The organism is Methyloversatilis thermotolerans, from assembly GCF_000372885.1.
Lineage (GTDB): Bacteria > Pseudomonadota > Gammaproteobacteria > Burkholderiales > Rhodocyclaceae > Methyloversatilis > Methyloversatilis thermotolerans.
Window position 1 is genome coordinate 3701955 of record NZ_KB889967.1, and the last position, 22134, is coordinate 3724088.

A 22134-nucleotide genomic window follows, 5' to 3' on the forward strand; every position below is an offset into this window, starting at 1 on the left:
CGCGGCGCGTGAAACGTTCCGAAACCTTCACCTGCGGTCCACCCGGTGTTCAGGGCGATTTTCTTAAGTTTCGCTTAATCCGGCGGGCAGAGCATCCCCTCATCGCACTGGAGATCGCTCATGCCGCACACTGCCGCCCTGATCCCGCTTCACTCCCCGCATGCCCAGCCACCGGCGGAAGCCACCCTGCAAGCCAGCCTGGGCGGGCTGGTCTGGCCCGGGCGGGATGCCGGTTCTCTGGAAGTCCTCGGTCACGGTCATCCGGAACGTGCCGATATCGAACGTTTCATCGCCCGGTGTTTCCTGCGCAGCTATGGCGCAACCATTTCGCACTTCGCCGACACCTTGCTCGGCGTGCGCGATGCGCACGGGCGCTGGCAGGCGGCACTCGGCTACACCCTGCCCGCCACGCGTGCCGAGGTGTTCGTCGAGCAGTATCTCGACCTTCCCCTGGAAAGAGCGCTGTCCTCGGTGCTGGGTGAACCGGTGGCGCGCGGCGCCATGGCCGAGGTCGGCAATATGGCCGCCATCTCGGCCGGCATGGGCAGGCGGCTGATCGCGATGGCCACCGCTCATCTGTATGCGCGCGGTCTCGATTACGTGGTGTTCACCGCCACCCGTGCGCTGGCCAATTCCTTCACGCGACTGGGCTTGCGGGTACACGCGGTCGCGCGCGCCGACCCGGCGCGACTGAAGGATGGCGAGGGCGCCTGGGGTAGCTATTACCGCAACGGTCCCACTGTCATGGTCGGCCGCATCGGGCACGGCCTGCCATTGATCGGACTGGAGGCCGCCTGATGGATGCGCCGCTCTGGTCCATGCTTGCCGACGATGCGGCGGTGCTTGACGATGCGGACATCGTCCGGCGGATCGCCGCCTGGAGCACGGCGCTCTCCACGCTGCGCGATCAGGTGGTCGCGCTGCTGGCCGACAACAGTCCGCATTGGCTGATCGCCGATCGCGCGCTGCGTTCGGCCGGCGCCACCGTGCTGCCTCTGCCCACCTTCTTCACCGATGCGCAATGCCGTTACGCGATCGAGGCGGCGGGCGCCGCCCACATGCTGGTCGATGACAGGCTGCGCGCCGGCTCGCTGGGCTTCGCCGTGCCGGAGCGTATCGATGCCGGACCGCTGTACCTGTGCCGCAGCAACATACCGCGGCGCGCGCTGCCGCCGTGCACCGCGAAGATCACCTTCACGTCCGGCACCACAGGCCAGCCCAAGGGCGTATGCCTGACCGGCGAAACGCTGCAGGCGGTCAGCGGCTCGCTCGCCGCACTGGCTCGCGAGCTGGGCATCCGTCGCCATCTGTGCATGCTGCCGCTGGCGGTTCTGCTCGAGAACGTGGCCGGGGCGGATACCGCGGCGCTGACCGGGGCGGAATGCGTGGTTCCGCCGCTGGCCGCGGTGGGCGTGACCGGTTCCAGCCAGTTCGATCCGCGCGTCGCCTTGTCGGCCATTGTCCGGTGGCGCCCGGACAGTCTCATCCTGCTGCCGCAGATGCTGACCGCTCTGGTGGCGGTGGCCGAGGCGGGCGTGCCGGTGCCGCGTGGCCTGAAGCTGGTCGCGGTCGGCGGTGCGCGCGTGGCGCCGGGTCTCATCGAGAAGGCGCGCGCGCTCGGCTTTCCCGCGTGCGAGGGCTATGGCTTGTCGGAGGCGGGATCGGTGGTCGCGCTGAACCGGCCGGACGATGCGCCCGGCGCGGTGGGCAGGGTGTTGCCACATCTGTCGGTCACCCTGTCGGCACGCAAGGAAATCCTGGTGCACGGCCTGCGCCAGGCTGCCTATCTGGGGGCACCACCCCTGCCGGATGGTCCGCTGCATACCGGTGATCTGGGTCATTTCGATGCACAGGGGCGCTTGCATGTGACCGGCCGGCTGAAGCACCAGCTCATCACCAGCTTCGGTCGCAATGTGTCGCCTGAGTGGCCGGAGTCCGAGCTGCTGGCCGAGCCCGCCATCGGCCAGGTCGCGGTGTTCGGCGAGGCGCGTCCGACATTGTCCGCGGTCATCGTCGCCCGCCCCGGTGTTGATGACGCGCAGCTTGACCATGCGGTGCGTCGGTCCAATGAACGCCTGCCCGACTACGCGCGCATCGGTGTGCATGTGCGCGCCGCGCAGCCCTTTTCAGCGAGCAACGGCCTGGCAACCGACAACGGTCGCGTGCGCCGCGACGCGGTATGGGCCCACTACGGCGACCGTATCGCCGCCCTGTACGCCGCCCTCGATGGCGCACCCACCTCGACCACGGAGATCTGAACCATGTCCTTCCACGACCGCCTGCAGCGGGAGACCGCTGCCGAACGCGCTCATCTGCTGTCCGCCCCCATCATCCAGGATGCGCTCGCCGGCCGCGTGACGCTGCATCAGTACCAGGCCTTCCTGACCCAGGCCTTCCATCACGTGCGCCACACGGTACCGCTGCTCATGGCGTGCGGCGCGCGCCTGCCGGCCCGGCATGAAGGGCTGAGACGCGCCGTCGCCGAGTACATCGAGGAAGAGATCGGCCATGAGGAATGGATACTGAATGACATCGCGGTCTGCGGCGGTGACAAGGACGCGGTGCGTGCGTCGGCGCCGGGCCTGGAAGCCGAACTCATGGTGGCGTATGCCTACGACTGGATCGCCCGCAACAATCCGGTCGGCTTCTTCGGCATGGTGCACGTGCTCGAAGGCACCAGCGTGCAGATTGCCAGCGCAGCGGCCGACCGCATCGCGCGCGTGCTGGGCCTGCCCCCGGCCGCCTTCAGCTACCTGAATTCGCATGGCACGCTGGACCAGGATCATGTGCGCTTCTTCGCCACGCTGATGGATGGCCTGGACGATGCGGACGACCAGGCGGCGGTCATTCATGTTGCGCGCGTCATGTACCGCCTGTACGGCGATATTTTCCGCGCATTGCCGGCCGCTGAAGCGGCTTTGGCGGCATGAAGGCCGATCAGCGCATCCTGCTCACCGGTGCCACCGGCGGCATCGGACGGGCCGTGGCCCGCGCTCTTCTGCCGCGTGCCCGCACACTGCTGCTGGTCGGGCGCGACGCCGGCAAGCTGCGGGCGCTGCGCGACGAACTGCTTGCCGTGTCGCCGGACGTCGACGTGCGCACGGTCGCGGCCGACCTGGCGAGCGAAGCCGGACGGAGCGCGGTCGCGGATGCGGCCGACCTGGTCCGGGACGGCATCAACGTGCTGATCAACAACGCCGGTGTCGGCGCGCTGGCCTGGTTCGAGGAACAGACGGCTCAGGATATCGAACGCATCGTACAGACCAATCTGGTGGCTACCATGCTGCTCACGCACCGGATGCTGCCGGCGCTGCATCGGCAACCGGCCGCGCGGGTGATCAATGTCGGATCCATTCTGGGTGACATCGGTCATCCGGGCAGCGTGGCCTATTGCGCCAGCAAGTTCGCGCTGCGGGGATTCACCGAAGCACTGCGCCGCGAACTGGCCGGCAGTCGCATCCGGCTGCAGTACCTGGCGCCGCGCGCCACGCGCACCGAACTGAACAGTCCGGCGCAGAACGCGCTGAATGCCGAACTCGGTGTGGCGAGCGACGCCCCCGAACAGGTCGCCGTCGAACTGCTGGCCCTGCTCGACGGTGCGCGGCCGGAGCGCCATCTCGGATGGCCGGAGAAACTGTTCGTCCGCATCAATCGCCTGCTGCCGCGGCTGGTCGATGCCAGCCTCGCCAAGCAACTCGCAGTCATCCGTCGTCACGCACAACAGGGAGTGAAACCGTGAACGCATTCATCCGCGCCTCCTGCGCATTGTTCGCCGCGCTGGCGATTTCTCCGGCCTTCGCCGGTGTCGAGGAATCGATCGCCAGACTTCAGTCCGAATGGGAACAGATCAAGTACCGCCAGCCCGCTGACAAGCAGGAGCAGGCCTTCGAGGCGCTGAGCAAGGAGGCCGCACAGGTGCGCGGCGAGTATCCGGACCGGGCGGAAGCCGACATCTGGTACGGTATCGTGGTCGCCAGCCACGCTGGCGCAAAGGGCGGCCTGGGCGCGCTGTCGCTGGTGAAGGACGCGCGGGCGGCATTCGAGAAGGCCCTCGCGAAGAACCCGAATGCGCTCGATGGTTCCGCCTACACCAGCCTGGGATCGCTCTACTACCAGGTGCCGGGCTGGCCGATCGGCTTCGGCGACAAGGACAAGGCGCGCGAGTACCTGGGCAAGGCGCTGGCCATCAATCCGCGCGGCATCGACGCCAACTACTTCATGGGCGACTTCCTGTTCCGCAACGGTGAGTATGACAAGGCCAGGGCCGCCCTCGAAACCGCCCTGCAGGCGCCGCCCCGGCCGACGCGTCCCCTGGCGGACGAGGGTCGGCGCAAGGAAATCGAAACGCTGCTGGCACGGATCCGCGAAAAGACACGCTGAATGGCATGGTCGCGAAGCGCCGCACCCGGTCGCCGGCAGAGGTGCAATCGCCCGCTCGTGGAGCGACAATGAGGACTTTCCACTACGGCCTCTCGCGCCCGATGAAAGTCCTGCTGGTCGAAGACGACGAACTGCTGGGCAGCGGCATCTGCGATGCGCTCGAACGCGCGCGCTATACGGTGGAATGGGTGCGCGACGGCGCGCAGGCGCTCGCCGCGCTGAAGGGCGAGGGCTTAGACATCGCGGTGCTCGATCTCGGCCTGCCGCGTATCGACGGCATGGACGTGCTGCGCCGCGCGCGTGAAGCCGGCGTCGGTACGCCGGTGCTGGTGCTGAGTGCACGCGACACGACGGCACAGCGCATCGGCGGGCTGGATGCCGGCGCCGACGACTACCTGGTCAAGCCCTTCGATGTCGATGAGTTGCTGGCAAGGTTGCGCGTGCTGGAACGCCGCACCCGTGGCGCGGTGGTCAACCTGATTCGCTACGGTCCGATCGCGCTCGACACGTCGGCGCTCACGGTGAGCATGAACGAGCGCACGGTGGATCTGCAGCGGCGCGAATTCATGGTGCTGCGGCGCCTGCTCGAGAACGTGGGCCATGTGTTGAGCCGGCAGCAACTGGTCGAGAACATTTACGGCTGGGACAGCGATCTGGAGAGCAATGCGCTGGATGTGCACATCCACAACCTGCGCAAGAAGTTCTATCCCGAACTGATACGGACGGTGCGTGGCGTCGGCTATGTGATCGATCCCTTGCCCCGGCAGGCAGGCTGATGCGCGTGTGGCGACGGCTGTCGATACGCGTGCTGCTGCTGGGTGGCACCGCGCTGGTGCTGTTGTGCGTGCTGGGGTCCACCGCGCTGCTCGCAGTGCAGGCGGGACTCGACGAAGCCGGCGAACTGTTCGACGCCCGCCTGGCGACATCGGCGCGCGTGCTGGACAGCCTGATGGCGCGTCAGGTCGAGCACGCGACCATCAATGCGCCGCTGGTCATGAGTCTGCCCGGTCCTGTTCTGCGCGCGTTCAAGCCTCCGCGAAACGAGTCCTGGTCGGACAGACTGCAGGACTGGCTGTTCGGTCACCATGATGTACAGACGCCGCTCGGGCACGAGTACGAGACGCATATCGCCTATCAGGTGTGGCATGACGACGAGGGCGAGCGCTCGGCGCTCGGCATGCGCCTGCTGGCGCGCTCCTCGTCGGCGCCGGAACGGCCCTTTGCACCGATGCTGGCCGGCTTCAGCGATCACGATCTGAGCGATGGCCGCTGGCGGGTGTTCGCGCTGCATTCGGGCGAGGTGTGGATACAGGTTGCCGAGCGTACCGACGCGCGCGAGGAACTGTCGGCAAAGCTGGCCTGGGCAACCGGCGCACCGCTCGTGCTCGGACTGATATTGCTGCTTGTTCTGACCAGCCTGCTGATCGGCTATGCGCTGGCGCCGCTGTCGGAAATGGCCGAGCGCATTTCGGCGCGCTGCCCGAACGACGACCGGCCGCTGGAATTGTCGCGCGTGCCGGTCGAGGTGGCGCCACTGCTGCGCGCGCTCAATGCGCTGTTCGCGCGCGTGCGCGACATGCTGGAGCGCGAGCGCCGCTTCATCGATTCGGCCGCGCACGAATTGCGCACGCCGCTCGCCGCGTTGCGTGTGCATGCGCAGAATGCGCGGCGCGCCGACAGCGACGAAAAGCGCGACCAATCGCTCGACCGCCTGCTCGACGGCGTGGCGCGCAGCGTGCACCTCGCCGAACAGATGCTGGCGCACAGCCGTGCCGGGCGCTCGGTGAATGACGCGCCGGTGTCCTTGCGCGACGTGGTGCGCGACGTGGTGCAGCAGCGCACCGCCGCCTGCGCGGCGAGCGGACATGCGCTGCACCTGCACGACTGCGACGACGTGTTGACGCTGATCGGCGATGCCAGTGCGCTGTCCAGCATGGTGGGCAATCTGGTCGACAATGCGCAGCGATATGCGCCGCGTGGAACGGCGATCGAGGTGTCGGTGGGGCGTGAGGGGGGCGAGGCCTGGCTGAGCGTGAGCGACCATGGACCCGGCATTCCCGAGGACATGCGCGAGCGCGTGTTCGAACCCTATTTCCGCATCCCCGGCACACCCGGCAGCGGCACCGGTCTGGGCTTGGCCATCGTGCACGAAATCGTGTCGCGGCTCGGCGGACGGATATTGCTCGGCACCTCACCCGGGGGCGGCCTGAACGTGGACATCCGCATGCCGCTGGCCGACCGGCTTCCGGTCTGATTATCCGTCCGGTGCCGACAGCCGCGCCAGCCGGTCCACTTCGACCAGGCGTTCGGGCGTACCGACGTCGTGCCAGTGACCCGTGTGCGCGCCGCCGCCGACGCGGGCACGCCGCATCGCGTCGCGCAGCAATGGCGCGAGCTTCGCGGGCCGGTCCGGATCGACGCCGTCGAACAGGGCGGGATGGTAGGCGGCGACGCCGGAAAACGTCAGGCGCTTGCCGTCCGCATCCAGCACGCGTCCGTCTTCGAGCAGGAAATCTCCGTCCGGGTGGTGTGCCGGATTCGGCACCAGCAGCAGCCACGCGACATCGCCGTCGCGGGCGAGCGCCGTCGCGCGGTTGGCAAGCGTGCTGAAATCGGCGTCGCACCAGATGTCGCCATTGACGACGATGAAGGGCGCGTCCCCGAGCAGCGGACGCGCGTGGGCGATGCCGCCGGCGGTTTCGAGTGCGCCAGGCGGTTCCGGCGACCAGGCGATGGTCACGCCCAGGCCAGCGCCGTCGCCCAGGGCATCCAACAGCATCTGTCCCAGGTGGGCATGGTTGATCACCAGTTCGCGCACCCCGGCATCGCGCAATCGCTCGATATGCCACACGATGAGCGGCTTGCCCCCGACCTCCAGCAGTGGCTTGGGGCAGCGGTCGGTCAGCGGCCGCATGCGTTCGCCGCGTCCGGCGGCCAGTATCATCGCCTTCATTCGGATGCAGTCTAGAAGGTGTAGCCGACCTGGGGCGCGCTGCCTTCCAGCCGGTCGAGCAGATGCGCCAGCGGCGCCAGTTCGCGATAGCGCTGCGCGGTGGCACGCAGATGCTTCATCACGCGCGGCATGTCCTTCAGATAGCCGTCCTTGCCGTCGCGGTGATACAGCCGCGCAAAGATGCCCAGCACTTTCAGATGGCGCTGCGCGCCCATGAATTCATAGTCGCGGTGAAAATCCGCGAAGTTGGCGCGCACCGGCAGCCCGGCGCGGCGCGCGTCCTGCCAGTAGCGGATGAGCCAGTCCAGCGTCCGTTCCTCGTCCCATGCGATGTAGGCGTCCTTGAACAGACTTGCCAGGTCGTAGCTGATCGGCCCGTACACCGCGTCCTGGAAATCCAGTACGCCCGGGTTCGGATGCGTCACCATCAGGTTGCGGCTGTGGTAGTCGCGGTGGACGAAGACCTGCGGCTCCGCGGTGTTCACGTCCAGGATGCGGTCGAACACCTCGTACAGCGCCGTCGTTTCGGCGTCGCTCATTACCGCCGTGAGATGGCGGCCGATGTACCAGACCGGGAACAGTTCCATTTCGGCGAGCAGCCGGTCGCGGTCGTACTCGGGGAGCACACCGGGACGGCTGGCGCGCTGGATGTCCACCAGCGCCGTTGTCGCATCGAAATAGAGTGCGGCGGCGTTCTCGCCGTCCAGCACGTCCAGATAGGTGGTGCTGCCCAGATCGGACAGCAGCAGGAAGCCGCGCTGCAGGTCCTGCGCCCGCACCGCAGGGACGTGGGCGCCCGCTCCGGCGAACAGCGTCTGCACCGCGACGAAGGGGCGGCAGTCCTCCTGTGGCGGTGGCGCGTCCATCGCGATGTGCGTGGCACCATCGGGCAGGGTGATGCGGAAATAGCGGCGGAAGCTGGCGTCGGCCGAGGCCGGGCGGATATCCAGGTCGAAACCGGGAAACTGCTCGCGCAGCCATTCGGACAGCAGGGCAAGTCGGACGTCGGCGGTCATTTCGGAAAGCGGGTCGGTGGCCGGAGCGGCAGCAATTTGTTGCGCCGGCCGGCCGGCGGACGGGTGCCGTTTGATAAGATGCGCGATTCTATAACGCGGTCTCCGCCGGCCCGGCATCCTCCGTGGCGGTCGCGGGCCTGTCCAACCCTTAGCCTGTTCCGTTTTCCATTCGTGCTGCGGCGTTCCGTCATCCTTTCCCTGTTGTTCCTGTCCTGGTCGGCGCAGGCGGCCGACGCCATGGAGCCCCTGAAGGTTGATCCGGCCCTGCTTCCGCAGTCGAAGAAGCCTGCGAAGAAGGCGGACACGACTCGGACGGACGCCGCACCGGCGGGCGAGAATGCTGCGGATGGCATGGCGCAGGATGCGAGCGCAGTGCCCGGGCAGACCGCCGATACCGGAACTGGCGAGGCGCCGACCCGCACGCCGGCCGCCCAGGGTTTTCCGGTCACGCCGCCGCAGTCTGCGCCGGCACGGTCCGGCGACACGAAGGCGGAAGCGAAGGCGCCGGGCAAGGCTGCGGCGCTACCGGCTGCGGCGCCCGCGTCCCGTGCTGTCGCGCCGGCCTCGACCGCAGCCGCTGGCACCGATCGATCGGTCGACGAAGCACCGCCGTATCGCAATGTGACGACCGCCCGGAATCTGCCGCCGCTCAAGGTGGATCCTGCGTTGATGGGCACGCCGCCGGTAGCCCGGCGCAAGGTTCCTGCGCCCGCTGAACCGGTCGTGGTGGATTCGGCGGTCGCCGCGACCTCAGGCACCGAGGAGGGCGGCGCATTGCCACCGGTCGTGCAGGAGGATGACGAGTCGCAGGTGCTGCGTGGGGCGATCACGCTGTCCGAGTACGTGGAACGCAATCCGGGGTCGCGCGCGACCCTGATTGCCGGGGACGAGCTCACCGGCACGACCGACGAAGTGATGCGCGCGACCGGCTCGGCCGAACTGCGCAAGCCGGGAACGTCTCTGACCGCAGATGAGGTGGTGTACCAGCCGCCCACCGATGAACTGGTGGCGACTGGCAATGTCCGTCTTGTGCGGGGCGAGGATGTGGTGGAAGGTCCGGCGCTGCGCTACAAGCTCGGGCGCGGCGAAGGGGTGTTCGACAAGCCGCGCTACACGATACGGCGCAATCTGCAGACCGGCGAGAACCTGCGCACCACGACCGGGCGCGGCGAGGCGAGCATCATGGAATTCCTCAGCGACAGCCGGGTGCGCATGGAAGGTGCGACCTATTCGACCTGCGGTCCGGACAATCCGGACTGGTATGCGCAGGCGGATACGCTCAATCTCGATTTCGATTCCGATGTCGGTGATGGTCGCAATGGCAAGATCGTTTTCAAGGGTGTTCCGGTGCTGTATTCGCCCTGGCTGGATTTCTCGTTGAACAACCGCCGCAAGTCGGGCTTCCTGACGCCCACCTTCGGCGTCACCAACCGGACCGGTTTCGACCTGCTGCTGCCCTACTACTGGAACATCGCCCCGAACATGGACGCGACCTTCGCCGCCCGCATACTGGGTACGCGGGGCCTCATGTTGAGCAACGAGTTCCGCTATCTCGATTACGACTATTCGGGCCAGCTCAGGCTGGATTACCTGCCCAGCGACCGCATCGCCGAGCGGGATCGCTATGCGTTCAGTTTCCAGCACAAACAGCGCGTCACCAACCGCCTGAACGCGAGCATCGACGTCAATTCGGTTTCCGATGTCGACTACTACACCGATCTGGGCAGTCGGCTTGCCATCACGTCGGTAAGCTATCTGCCGCGGAGCGGCACCCTGAGCTACAGCGGCGACTGGTGGTCACTGGTTGCAGGCGCAACGGAATACCAGGCGCTGGCGAATCGTCCTTCCACCTATTCGCAGATTCCATCGGTCACGCTCAGCGCCTATCGGGCGGATCTGCCTGCCGGCCTGGCCTTCCGGCTGAGCGGCAATTTCACCGAATTCCGCATCGACGATGTGAGCCGCGACGAAGGGCGTCGTACCTGGGTGTATCCGCAGCTTTCGCTGCCCATGCAGACGTCCTTTCTGTCCTTCACGCCAAAGATCGGTGTACATCTGACCAATTACGATCTCACCCGCGGCACCGCCAATGCCGGCGAACGGTCCTCGTTGTCACGCGCGGTGCCCATCGTCAGCCTGGATACCAGCACCGTGTTCGAGCGTGAGGCGGACATGTTCGGTCAGGGCATGGTCCAGACGCTGGAACCGCGTCTGTACTACCTGTACGCGCCCTATCGGGATCAATCGGATTTTCCGGTGTTCGACACCGCGCTGGCGGACTTCAATTTCGCGCAGATCTTTTCCGAGAACGTGTTCTCGGGCCAGGACCGCATCGCCGACGCCAACCAGCTCACCGCCGCCGCGATTTCACGCTTCATCGACCCCACGAATGGTGCCGAGAAGGCGCGTCTCGCTCTGGGGCAGCGCGTCTACTTCGCCAACCAGGACGTAACGCTGCCGGGCGGCCAGCGGCGCACCGGAAGCATTGCCAGCACGCTCGCAGCCGTGTCCGGCCAGCTTTTGCCCGATACCTGGGTGGATGCAGCCGTCCAGTACAATACCGACCTGTCGCAGACCGAGCGTTACAGCGTTTCGGCGCGCTGGAATCCGCGCGAGGCGCATGTGCTGAATACGGCCTACCGCTTCCGTCGTTCCACCACTTCGGGCGTTTCCGACATCCGCGACATCGACGTGTCGGCACAATGGCCGATCACCAACCGGTGGTATGGCGTGGCACGGCACAATTACTCGATCGCCGAACGACGCCTGGTGGAAGGTCTGGCCGGTGTCGAATACAACGGCGGGTGCTGGGTGGGACGCGTGGTATTCCAGCGCATCGCCACCAATGTGTCGCGCACGCGGACCGCGCTGTTCTTCCAGCTCGAACTGAGCGATTTCTCGAGCATAGGCTCGAACCCGCTCGACGCGCTCAAGCGCAGCATTCCTGGCTATGGCCAGATCAACCAGAGTGTCGCCGATCCCATCTTCGGCGAAAGCTACTGACGGATGTCCATCATGCAGAAGTTCCTGGCCCGGCCATTCGCGCTGCTCGTCCTGTCCCTGTTCCTCAATGCCCCGGCCGGGGCGCAGGAAGAGCCGACCGATACCGTCGAGGTCGACCGCATCGTCGCAGTGGTGAATACCGATGCGATCACGCTTTACGAACTGCGCTCGCGCACCGATCAGGCCATCGCCCAGTTGCGTTCGCGCAATGTGACGCCACCGCCGCGCGAGGAATTCGAGCGCCAGGTGCTCGAACGCATGATCTACGAGAAGGTCCAGCTCCAGTATGCGGACGAGACGCAGATGCGCGTGGATGACCGTGTGCTCGACGCGGCGCTCGGGCGCATCGCCGAAAGCAACAACATGAATGTGACACAACTGCGTTCCGCGGTGGAACGCGACGGCATTTCCTGGAGCCGGTTCCGAGAGGATATCCGGAAGGAAATCATCCTGACCCGCCTGCGCGACCGCGAAGTGGACAGCCGGGTGGTGGTGACCGAAGGCGAGATCGACCACTACATCGCCAATCCGGAGCGCAAGGCGGAACAGCGTGAGGAATACAATGTGTCGCACATCCTGCTGCGGGTGCCGGAAGGCGCCGGGCCGGATGTGCTGCTGCGGCTGAAGGCGCGTGCCGATGCAGCGCTCGAACAGCTCAGGCGCGGCGACGATTTCGCGCGTGTCGCAGCGTCCTACTCGGACGCCCAGGACGCGCTGTCCGGTGGCAGCCTCGGATGGCGTCCGCTCGATCGCATGCCCCAGCTCTTCGCCGATCTGATGCCTTCGATGAAGCCCGGCGAGGTCAGCGACATCCTGCGCAGCCCCGCCGGTTTCCACATCGTGAAGCTGGTCGACAAGCGCGGCGGAACCGGTGCCGACGATGCCCGCGTCAGTCAGACGCATGCGCGGCACATCCTGATCAAGACCTCGGAGGTGCTGAACGATGCCGAGGCTCGCCGACGACTGACCTCGATCAAGGAACGTCTGGACAATGGCGCCGATTTTGCCGAGCTGGCGCGCTCGAATTCCCAGGACCTGTCGGCCGCCAAAGGCGGTGACCTCGGCTGGCTCTATCCCGGCGATACGGTGCCCGAGTTCGAACGAGCGATGAATGCCCTGCAGCCGGGCAAGGTGAGCGATCCGGTACAGACGCCTTTTGGCTGGCACCTCATCCAGGTGGTGGAACGCCGGGTGGAGGATGTGTCGATGGAGCGGCAGCGCGCTGCCGCGCGACTGGCGCTGCGCGAACGCAAGGCGGAGGAGGTCTATCAGGACTGGGTCCGCCAGTTGCGCGATCGCGCCTATGTCGAACTGCGCGTGGCCGAGGACAGGTGAAGCAGCCCTGCATCGCGCTGACCAGCGGCGAGCCGGCGGGCATCGGACCTGAGTTGTGTGCGGCACTTGCCGCGCGGCAGTTTGCCGCACGCATCGTGGTGCTCGGCGACGCCGCACTGATTGCCGAGCGGGCGCGCAGCGTGGGTGTGCCGCTCCGGGTGCGCGAGTATCGCGCCGGGCAGCCGGCCGAGTGCGGTACGCTCGATGTGCTGCATGTCCCGCTTGCCCGATCGGCGATCGCCGGACGCCTGGATCCGCTCAATGCGCCTTACGTCCTGTCGCTGCTCGACCGCGCGCGCGACGGCTGCCTCGCTGGCGAATTCGCCGCCATGGTCACCGCGCCGCTGCACAAGGGCGTGATCAACGACGCAGGCATTCCTTTCACCGGCCATACCGAATATCTTGCCGATACCACCGGCACGCCGCAGGTGGTGATGATGCTGGCAGGGCGCACCGGTGCCGCCGGTGACGGACCCTGGCTGCGCGTTGCGCTGGCGACCACCCATCTGCCGCTGGCCGCCGTGCCCCCGGCCATTACGCGTGAGTCGCTGACCGCCACGCTGCGCATCCTTCACCATGATCTGCAGCGGCGCTTCGGCATTGACCAGCCACGCATCGTCGTCGCCGGCCTCAATCCGCACGCCGGTGAAGGCGGGCATATGGGGCGCGAAGAAATCGACGTGATCGCGCCGGTGCTCGACGCACTGCGCGGCGAGGGCATGCAGCTCGAAGGCCCGCTGCCGGCGGACACGCTGTTCGTGCCGCGCCATCTTGCCGGCGCGGACGCGGTGCTGGCCATGTTCCACGACCAGGGACTGCCGGTGCTCAAGTACGCCACCTTTGGCCATGGCATCAATATCACGCTGGGGCTGCCCATCATCCGCACCTCGGTCGATCACGGCACCGCGCTGGACCTTGCCGGCACCGGTCGTGCCGACGCCGGCAGTCTGGTAGAGGCGGTCGAGGCGGCCATCGCGATGGCGACGCACTGATGGATATCCGGTGATGGACGGTCATCGCGCGCGCAAGCGCTTCGGCCAGAACTTCCTGGTCGATGGCAACATCATCCGCAAGATCGTGGCGGCCATCGATCCGAAGCCGGATCAGGTCATCGTCGAAATCGGTCCCGGTCTGGGGGCGATGACGCGGCCGGTCAGCGAAGGGCTGGCGCGCATGCACGTGGTCGAGATCGACCGCGACCTTGCCGCGCGGCTGCGCGAGGGCGATCTGGCGTCCAGGCTGGAGATTCACGAAACCGACGCGCTGAAGTTCGACTTTGCTGCGCTGGGGCCGGATCTGCGCGTGATCGGCAATCTGCCGTACAACATTTCCAGCCCGCTGCTTTTTCATCTCGCGGAGCACGCCGAGCGCATCCGCGACATGACTTTCATGCTGCAGAAGGAAGTGGTGGACCGCATCGTCGCCGCACCGGACAGCGACGAGTATGGCCGGCTGTCGGTCATGCTGCAGTACCGCTTCGAATGCGCCCACCTGTTCGACGTGCCGCCCGGCGCCTTCAGGCCCGCACCCAAGGTGATGTCGGCCATCGTGCATCTGCGTCCGCGCCCGCTCGAACAGCTCGGCGCGCGCGATCCGCTGCTCATGTCCGCCATCGTCAAGGCCGCCTTCGGTCAGCGCCGCAAGACGCTGCGCAACACCTTGCGCGCATACCTCGACGCCGCCGACTGGGACGCGCTGGGCATCGACCCGGCACGCCGCGGCGAAACCCTCGAAGTCGCCGACTACGTGCGCATCGCCAACCACTGCGCCGATCGCGCCGCGTCGCGCGGCTGAACGACCCGCCGCCAGGGCGGGACGGTTCAGGCGTCCTTGCGTACGCCGCAGGTATTGATGCCGAGCAGCGGATAGACCGGGCAGAAATTGAACAGCCCGGTCAGCAGCGGCACCACGCCGATATATCCCCACACGCCTATGGTGCCCATGGCGGCCAGCGCGATCAGCGCGATGCCGACGACGATGCGCAGAATCTTGTCGATGCCGCCCACATTGGATTTCATGATGATGCCCTCGCTTGCTGGATGATGACGGCAATCATCATCCGCAAGGCGCGCCGCGGGGTCTGTGACCGAGGTTACACACGCTGCGGGCGGCCACCCCTCTTGATCTGTTCATGACAAAAGAATAGTTTCGGGGTTTTTGCGGCGGATGACCTCATCGTGCATCGCTCCCTCGCCCTGGTGCTTTCCGGACTGGCCGTCATCGCGCCGGCGGCGGCGCGCGAGCCCGCCGACCGTCTGCTCGACGAGCAGCAACTGCAGCGCGAGCGGCAACTCATGCGGCGCGAAAGCCCTGTCCCGCCGGTCGCAGCCGAACCGGCTCTGGATGTGCCGCCGGCGTCGGTGAGCGAGAGCGGGGAGGTATTGCGCGGCTACCGCATCGTGCTGGATGACGCCGGTTTGCTCGACGAAGCGGACATGCGCGCGCTGCTCGCGCCGTATCGCGAAATCGACCTGGGCATGGCGAGGCTGTCACTGCTGTTGCGTCGCATCGATGCAGCGCTGGTGTTGCGTGGCCTGGTCACCTCGCATGCCCATGTGCGTACCGTCGATCCGGAGCGGCAGGTGATCGAGATTGCCGTCGTGCCGGGGCGCGTTGCGGCAATCCGTTCCGAATCCGCCGACCGGCGTGCCCTGGGGCGCGCCTTTCCGGTCAGGGAAGGCGATGTGCTCGATCAGATGGCGCTGGAACAGGGGGTGCAGCAGATCAATCGCCTGCGTACCCGCCAGGCCAGTGTGCAGATACTGCCCGGTGCCCGCCCGGGAGACAGCGTGCTCGACATCGATGTGTCGGGCGCCGCCTCGGTCGGCGCGTCAGCGGGCGTGGACAATCTCGGCAATGCGGCAACCGGCCGCAGCCGACTGCGTGCAGGCCTGCACGCGAGCGACCTGTTCGGCCTGTTCGAGGACATGCAGTTCGCCCGGGTGCACAGCGCCGGCTCCGAGGCCACCATCGCGTCGTTCGCGCTGCCCTCCGGCTATTCCACCTGGAGCGCCACGTACGCAGCCTCGCATTCCGACGTCGATGTACTCGGACTGGCGCTCGATACGTCGGTGCGCACGGCGGTTTTCGGCTGGAACCGGGTGATCGGCCTGAACGACCGGCTGCGCGATGCCTTCGACCTGTCGATCACGCGTAGCCGCATCGCCCGCTCGCTGGAGGACCTTGCGTTGAGAACGCGCCGCACCAGCGTTCTGCGACTTGCCTGGACCCGCAGCGGCGCATGGGGTGACGGACAGTTCCTGATCGAGCCGGCGCTGTCGCTCGGCCTTCGTGGTTTCGGCGCGGACGACGATGCAAAAGGCACTCCCGACACCTTCGTGCACAACCAGTTTCGCAAGCTTGCAATGACCGTTGCCTGTGCGCTGCCGCTGAGCGGAGGCGGGGTCGATCTGGACCTGCGTCTGCATGCACAGCATGCCGAGGTGGCGCTGCCCGCAGCCGAACAGATCGTGCTGGGCGGCATGCATTCGGTGCGCGGTTTCGACGAGGCCCTGCTGGCCGGAGACCGTGGTTACAACGTGAGGACGGAACTGCGTCTGCCGGCATGGCAGGGGCCGCTGGAGGCGGCACTCCGTGCGTTCCTCCACCTCGACGCAGGGCGCGCCCGCGCGGTCGGAAACCGCGCGGATTTTCTGTCCAGCTTCGGCGCCGGCATGCGCGGACAGGCCGGTGGCGCGGTGTGGGAGGCGGTGCTCAGCACGCCGCTGGCAGAGCCGTCCCGGTTTCCCCGCGATCGCTGGACGGTCCATTTCATGTTCGCCTACTCGATATGAGGTTCCGGCATGCGTCATCCAATCCATATCCTCATCGCGGTGCTCTACCTGGGACTGTCCTGCACACAGGCACAGACGCCGGCCGAAGCTGGCGTCGCGGACGCGCGGCAGAAGGCGAGGGCGGTACTGCTGCATCGCGCCTCCGCCGAGGGCTTCGCCGCGGCGGAGGCACGCGCGTCCGCGGACGTGCAGGCTGACGCCGCGATCGAGCGCTGGCTGGAATCGCGACTGAAGCCCGACGAGCCGACCGAGCAGGCACTGCGCGCGCGATATCAGGACCTCGTCGCGCAGATGGGGCCGCACGAGTATCGCCTCAGCATGCTGCTCACTCCGGATGCGGAAGCGGCGCACATGGCCCATCGACGCCTGAGCTCGGGTGAGGACTTCGCCACGCTGGCGCGCATCCTTTCGCGTGCGCCATCGGCTTCGCGCGGGGGAGAGCTGGGGTGGTTCAGCTTTCCGCTGCCGGCAGCACAGGGCCGGACCGCCGGCCTGCCGCTGCCGGTTGCGCGTGCGCTGCCGGGCATGCACCCGGGGCAGGTGAGCGCGCCGCTGGACATCGGCGACGCGCTCATCATCGTCCGCCTGGATGAGGTCCGTGACACGCGGGTTCCGTTGTTCGAGGACGTGGCGCAGCTGCTGCGCGACCTCTACATCCGCGAGTCGCTCCGTGCGCGTGCCCGAGCGCTGGCAATGGAACTGCGGAGTGCGGGCGAATGAGCGCCGGGCCGCACACTCGATCACGCCCGGCGTCGATCAGCCGGGCGACCCGGCGCGTGCTTGCCTGGGTGCTGGCCGTGGCGCAGATACCGGCATCCGCCGCCGGCCCGGCCCTGGTTCCGGACGCTTCCGCCGGCGCCGGGCAACGCGCCGAACTGCTGCGCCAGAACGATGTGGACGTCGTGCAGATCGCGCGTCCTTCGGCGGCCGGCGTGTCACACAACGGCTGGACGCGCTTCAATGTCGAGGCGCGCGGCGTGGTGTTCAACAACGCCGCGACCGCAGCGCGCAGTGCACTCGCCGGCGATCTGGCCGCCAATGCGCGGCTGCAGGGCCAGGCTGCCCGCATCATCATCAACGAGATCACCGGCAACGATCCGTCCTCCCTGCTCGGGCCGATGGAGGTGGCCGGTACGCCGGCGCGCCTGGTCATCGCCAATCCGAATGGCATCACCTGCGATGGCTGCGGCTTCATCGGCACTTCGCATGTTCAGCTCACCACCGGGCGGCCGGACTGGCTGGACGGGCAGCTCCACTTCCGTGTCGAGGGCGGCCGCATCGAAGTCGGCCGGTCGGGCCTGAGCGCGCTGGCCGAGCGTCTGGACATGATTGCCGGACAGGTCCGCACGCAAGGTCGCATCGAGCTTGCCGGCGCTCTGCGTGTCAATGCCGGCTACGGCCTTGTGCATGCCGACAGCCTGATCGGCGATCACTCCATCGGCGCTCGCGACGAGTACGTCTATCAGATCGACATCGGGCAGACGGTGCGCGCCGACAGCATACGCATGGTGGCGCACGGACCCCATCTGGGCGTGCGCACGGCGGCGCCACTGCAGGCTGTGAGCGACATCCTTCTGGCATCGCGCCAGGGCGTGCTGGTCGAAGCCCCGGTGCAGGCGGGGCAAGACCTGTCGCTGTATGCCCTCGGCACGGTAGGCGTGCGACTCGCAGCGGAGGCCAGTGCGGCGCGCGACCTCGGCATGCTGACTTCACTGGCCGATGTTGGCGAGCAAGCAGCGTTGCGCAGCGGTCGCGACATGACCCTGGCCTTCCTCGCCGACAACCGGGACCGCTGGGCGGCGATGCACAACGCCGGGCAGATCGATGCCGCCGGCCGGCTCAGGACGGGCGGGGTCGGTCTGCTGGACAACGCCGGTTCCATCCGTTCCGGCGGCAGCATGGATCTGACCGCCCTCATCGATGATCCGCCGGCAGCCGCGGATGCCGGGCCGGCCGCGACGCCGATGATGGGACCGGGGCTGCCGGCGTATTTCGGCAGCACCGACAATCGCGGACAGATACGCTCCGACGACAGCCTGTTCATCCAGTTGCGCGACAACAGCGGCCGGATATACGCGGCGGGCGATGTTTTCCTGTGGCTGGACACGCGACCGGACTCGCGCGGTGCCGGCGAGGTCCGGGCGGGTCGGGACCTGTTCATTTCCGCGCCATCCGATGCCCCGGCCACAACGGACGGGCCGCGCACCTTCGCAGCCGGGCGCGATCTCCGGCTGTTCGAGTCGTTCGAGCTCTTTCTCGACCGACCGACGCTGGCCGCCTACCTCGAAAGCTCGGCGCTTCCTGGCCAGCGCGGGAGCCAGTACGCCTACGCCAACCACGATGTACTGGTCGCCGGGCGCGACATGCGGGTACTGATGAGCGGGCGCTTCAGCAACCACTCAGTGATGGAATCGGGGCGTGACATCGGCATCGAGGCGGCTGCGGTATCGAATGAAACGCCGGTGAGCAGTGCGCGCTTCACCGTCGACTACCCGTATTACCCGGGCTGCCGCACCGAGTACGACGGTCGGTGCAGCGTGGTGATGGAAAGCGCCGGCCTGCCGGCTACCCTGGCTGCCGGCCGCGATCTGCAGATCCAGGCGAACCGCATCGTGAATCGGGGTGCCCGCATGCTGGCCGGTGGCGATATCGCGCTGCAGTCGCCCGACACCGTGAACGAGGACAGGCGCTATGGCGCGACCTGGCAGGCCGAGTACTGGCTGATAGACCGCGATGCCCAGACCGACGGCGGCGAGGGCTGCGGCGGAACCCCGGGCGAGCCCTGCGCGACGCCGATAGACTGGCGCCGCACCGCGAGCGGAGAGGTCGAACTGGGTGTGCTGCCAGGCATCATCCAGGCGGCCGGGCGCTTCGACTCGGACGGTGGCGGTGTGCCGCCTTCGGGCGGGAACGACAGCGCCGGGACGGGGGCTGCCAGCGACGGACCGGCCGACCCGATCGCGGCGCTGCAGCGGCAGTTGAACGACGGCTTCGCCGGCTCGCGCTTCGTCAATACCGGTACCCTGCATGCGGGCGAAATCGTCGTGCGCGCGCAGGATATCCGCAACGGCTTCGATGTCGTCGCCGACTACTACCATCGCACGGCGGCGCTCGCGCTGCCGCCGGCCGACATCGATGTCGCCGCTCACGGCACCTATGGCGGTACCGGCGTGGCATCGGGTCAGTACGACCCGCTCACCCTGATGCGCCTGCTGCCGGATGAACTCGCCAGCAGCGCGCCATTCGCGCTGACGCCGGCGCAGGAACTGGTGGCCATCCGCAATGCGCTGCTGGATACCACGCAGCGCGCCTGGATACTGCCCGGCCTGGGCTGGGACCCGCTGACCGGTCAATCGCCCGATGCCCGGCAACGCGAGCAACTGGCGGCCAATGGCTTTGCCTTCGCGCTGCAGCACGGTGTCGCCGTCGGCCAGTCGCTGAGCGCCGACCAGCGCGCCGCAATCGACGTACCCCTGCTCTGGTACGTCGAGCAGCAGGGCGCTCTGCGGCCCTGGCTCTACCTGCCGGCGTCGTGGCGCGAACAGCTCGCCATCATCCCGGGCGGCCTTCTCGCTGCCGACGACGCCATCGCACTGGTCGCCGACGTGGTGGACAACACCGGCTTCGTGATCAGTGAAGGTGCGCTGTCGGTATCCGCGCGCGAACTGCTCAACCGCAAGCGGTCGGCCTACTACCACGAGGAATTCAAGGTCGATGGCGGCACGCTCGTCATCGAAGGCAGCCAGGTACAGCCGGGCGGCTTCATGCAGGCGGCGCACTGGGCCATCGATGTCGATCGCATCGAATCGCTGTCCGGCGAATTCCGCGTCAGCGGCCAGACAATGGAGCAGGGGGCGCGGCTCTCGGCCGCCTTCGAGCAGGCGCTGGTGGACGAACTGGGTGACCGCTTCATCCGCGAAGTCGCGCGCGACGACCTCAAGGTCCGCTTCAAGAAGGACTTCGGCTTCGGTGACGTGATGGGGCTGGCCACCTCCTTCCTGGTGGCCTCCTTCATCGGTGCCGATGTGTCCAGCTTCATCGGCGGGCTGGCCTCGCCCGGTTCCACCTTTGCCGCCGCGTCGACGACCGGTGCCGCCGGCCTGGGCAACTCCGTCGCATCGGCCTTCATCACGCAGGGCATCGCTTCCGGTGCCGGCCAGTTGGTCGCCACAGGCAGCCTCGATTTCTCCGCAGTACTCAATCGCGGCCTCGGCGGCGGGCTGAGTGCCGGCGCGGCGCAATGGACCGGCTCGGTGTTCAATGATCCGTGGGCCATAGGCTCGGCCCGTGCGCTCACCGCCGGGCTGATCGGCGAAGTGACTGGCAGCAGCTTTGAAACGGCGCTGTTCGATTCCGTCCTGAGCCAGGCCAGTGCCCATGGCGCCGGTCGCATCGGCGATGGCGTGTTCGGTGAAGCAGGCAGCGTAGGCCATCTGCTTGCGCATGGCGCGCTCGGGGCACTGGCCGAAGCCGCGCGCGGCGGCGACCCGATGTCCGGTGCCATCGGCGCAATGACTGCCGTCATGGTCGAGACGCCACTGGATCGGGCGCTGTCGCTGAGCGGCACCCAGCGCGGCGACGCCCTGCTGACCGCTCTGTCACTCATCACCGGCGCCACCGCCGCCGGCGCGGCGGGCGGCGATCCTCTGGCCGGTGGCCTCGCGGCGCAGAACGTCACGCTGTACAACTTCCTCAAGCATCCCGAGCAGGAACGCTATGCGAAGGCGAAAACGGCCTGCAGCGGTGACGTGGCCTGCGAACGCTCGGTCGATGCCGATTTTGAAGCCCTGTCGCAGGCGAACAAGCAAGACCTGGCCGATGCACGCGCGACGTGCGACGCCACCGGCTACTGCACGACCTATTACAGCCTCATGAACGAGGCCATGCCCTGGGGCATGGGCGCCCAGTACGCCGACCATCGCGACCCGGAAAACCCCTGGCTGAGCGACCAGCAGAACGCCGCCGCCATTGCCCACAACCTCCAGCTCTACGACCAGCTCATGGCGCGCACGCTGCGGCAGGAAGTCGTGCGGCAGATCCACGCACCGGACCCCGAGTCCTACCTGTTCTCCAGTGCGGGCAGCAGCCAGTACGTCAGCGCAATCACTGCCCAGAACACGGACAAGATAGTCGTGCTCGGGGCAGCAGGCGCATCACTTTTGCTACCGGGCCCCGAGGATCTTGTAGTCGGCGCCGTACTCACCACCAAGGCAGGGCAGTTCGTCGCGCAGGTGGTCGAGGTTGGTGGGCAGAAGTTGTTGCGATTTGGGGACGGGCGCGTTGCAGATGCTGCCGAGCCCCAAACGCTCCTTCTCCCAGGGCCACGTAAAATCGAGGCTAGATGGGGCGCGAGTACTTATCGGCATGGTGGACTCATGACAGGCATAGAGCACATCATGTATCGGCATGGTCCTGACTCAGGATTTTCGAATGTCAGTAGATTCGCCGATGGCACGCGGATGATGGACATCAGTAGATATGTTGATTCGGCTTTACGCTCGGGGACGGTGATCGATGAGGGCAAAGGGGCATACACCGTTGAGTACGACCTCAATCGGATCATTGGGACGAATATCGCGGGTAAACCCGCCTCCAGAATCCGCGTCCACATACGTCACGGGGTGATTCAAACCGCGTTTCCATTCTGAACGAA

At 67.1% G+C, this 22134-nt stretch carries 17 protein-coding genes; 14 read left to right on the top strand and 3 right to left on the bottom strand.

Annotated elements, in window-relative coordinates:
• The first annotated feature begins 120 nt into the window (after positions 1-120).
• The 7 genes from A3Q7_RS20025 to A3Q7_RS0116900 all read left to right on the top strand — a co-directional run bounded on the left by A3Q7_RS20025 (position 121) and on the right by A3Q7_RS0116900 (position 6634).
• Positions 121-798, top strand: a complete 678-nt coding sequence (locus A3Q7_RS20025; RefSeq protein WP_018413088.1) for a thermostable hemolysin — start codon at positions 121-123, stop codon at positions 796-798.
• Entirely contained in the window at positions 798-2258 is a 1461-nt protein-coding gene (locus A3Q7_RS0116875) for an AMP-binding protein (RefSeq protein ID WP_018413089.1), read from the top strand. Before A3Q7_RS20025 ends, A3Q7_RS0116875 begins: the two co-directional genes overlap by 1 nt.
• 3 nt (positions 2259-2261) lie before the next feature.
• Entirely contained in the window at positions 2262-2930 is a 669-nt protein-coding gene (locus tag A3Q7_RS0116880) for a TenA family transcriptional regulator (RefSeq protein WP_018413090.1), read from the top strand.
• Positions 2927-3739 (top strand): SDR family oxidoreductase, encoded by an 813-nt coding sequence (locus A3Q7_RS0116885; protein WP_018413091.1) that lies wholly within the window; start codon positions 2927-2929, stop codon positions 3737-3739. The genes A3Q7_RS0116880 and A3Q7_RS0116885 overlap by 4 nt, the downstream gene beginning before the upstream one ends.
• Positions 3736-4380 (top strand): tetratricopeptide repeat protein, encoded by a 645-nt coding sequence (locus A3Q7_RS0116890; RefSeq protein WP_018413092.1) that lies wholly within the window; start codon positions 3736-3738, stop codon positions 4378-4380. Before A3Q7_RS0116885 ends, A3Q7_RS0116890 begins: the two co-directional genes overlap by 4 nt.
• Before the next feature lie 101 nt (positions 4381-4481).
• Positions 4482-5156, top strand: coding sequence for a response regulator (locus tag A3Q7_RS0116895; protein WP_018413093.1), 675 nt, complete (start codon positions 4482-4484; stop codon positions 5154-5156).
• The gene (locus tag A3Q7_RS0116900) at positions 5156-6634 is read left to right on the top strand and encodes a sensor histidine kinase (RefSeq protein WP_018413094.1); all 1479 of its coding nucleotides are present in this window, start codon (positions 5156-5158) and stop codon (positions 6632-6634) included. The genes A3Q7_RS0116895 and A3Q7_RS0116900 overlap by 1 nt, the downstream gene beginning before the upstream one ends.
• Here the strand turns inward: A3Q7_RS0116900 and murU are convergent, their stop codons facing one another.
• A complete protein-coding gene (gene murU, locus A3Q7_RS0116905; RefSeq protein WP_018413095.1) occupies positions 6635-7333 on the bottom strand; it encodes an N-acetylmuramate alpha-1-phosphate uridylyltransferase MurU in 699 nt (232 codons plus the stop codon).
• An 11-nt stretch (positions 7334-7344) separates the two neighbouring features.
• A complete protein-coding gene (locus A3Q7_RS0116910) occupies positions 7345-8349 on the bottom strand; it encodes an aminoglycoside phosphotransferase family protein (RefSeq protein ID WP_018413096.1) in 1005 nt (334 codons plus the stop codon).
• 171 nt (positions 8350-8520) lie between these two features.
• On the opposite strand from A3Q7_RS0116910, the gene A3Q7_RS0116915 reads away from it, so the two are divergent.
• From A3Q7_RS0116915 to rsmA, 4 genes are read left to right on the top strand one after another with little or no spacing between them, the layout of a single operon-like run.
• The gene (locus A3Q7_RS0116915) at positions 8521-11352 is read left to right on the top strand and encodes an LPS-assembly protein LptD (RefSeq protein ID WP_018413097.1); all 2832 of its coding nucleotides are present in this window, start codon (positions 8521-8523) and stop codon (positions 11350-11352) included.
• A gap of 3 nt (positions 11353-11355) precedes the next feature.
• On the top strand, positions 11356-12687 hold the full coding sequence (locus tag A3Q7_RS0116920; RefSeq protein WP_018413098.1) for a peptidylprolyl isomerase: 1332 nt from the start codon (positions 11356-11358) through the stop codon (positions 12685-12687).
• On the top strand, positions 12684-13679 hold the full coding sequence (pdxA, locus tag A3Q7_RS0116925; protein ID WP_018413099.1) for a 4-hydroxythreonine-4-phosphate dehydrogenase PdxA: 996 nt from the start codon (positions 12684-12686) through the stop codon (positions 13677-13679). The genes A3Q7_RS0116920 and pdxA overlap by 4 nt, the downstream gene beginning before the upstream one ends.
• Positions 13680-13692: 13 nt before the next feature.
• Positions 13693-14481, top strand: a complete 789-nt coding sequence (gene rsmA, locus A3Q7_RS0116930; RefSeq protein ID WP_018413100.1) for a 16S rRNA (adenine(1518)-N(6)/adenine(1519)-N(6))-dimethyltransferase RsmA — start codon at positions 13693-13695, stop codon at positions 14479-14481.
• A gap of 26 nt (positions 14482-14507) precedes the next feature.
• Here the strand turns inward: rsmA and A3Q7_RS0116935 are convergent, their stop codons facing one another.
• Positions 14508-14705, bottom strand: a complete 198-nt coding sequence (locus A3Q7_RS0116935; protein ID WP_018413101.1) for a YgaP family membrane protein — start codon at positions 14703-14705, stop codon at positions 14508-14510.
• A 159-nt stretch (positions 14706-14864) separates the two neighbouring features.
• Between A3Q7_RS0116935 and A3Q7_RS20030 the strand changes: the two genes are divergently transcribed.
• From A3Q7_RS20030 to A3Q7_RS0116950, 3 genes are read left to right on the top strand one after another with little or no spacing between them, the layout of a single operon-like run.
• Positions 14865-16481, top strand: a complete 1617-nt coding sequence (locus tag A3Q7_RS20030) for a ShlB/FhaC/HecB family hemolysin secretion/activation protein (protein WP_018413102.1) — start codon at positions 14865-14867, stop codon at positions 16479-16481.
• Positions 16482-16490: 9 nt separating this feature from the next.
• Positions 16491-17201, top strand: coding sequence for a peptidylprolyl isomerase (locus A3Q7_RS20035; RefSeq protein ID WP_018413103.1), 711 nt, complete (start codon positions 16491-16493; stop codon positions 17199-17201).
• Positions 17198-22129: a filamentous hemagglutinin N-terminal domain-containing protein gene (locus tag A3Q7_RS0116950; protein WP_157278219.1), complete on the top strand. Its 4932-nt coding sequence runs from the start codon at positions 17198-17200 to the stop codon at positions 22127-22129. Before A3Q7_RS20035 ends, A3Q7_RS0116950 begins: the two co-directional genes overlap by 4 nt.
• The last annotated feature ends 5 nt before the right edge of the window (positions 22130-22134 follow it).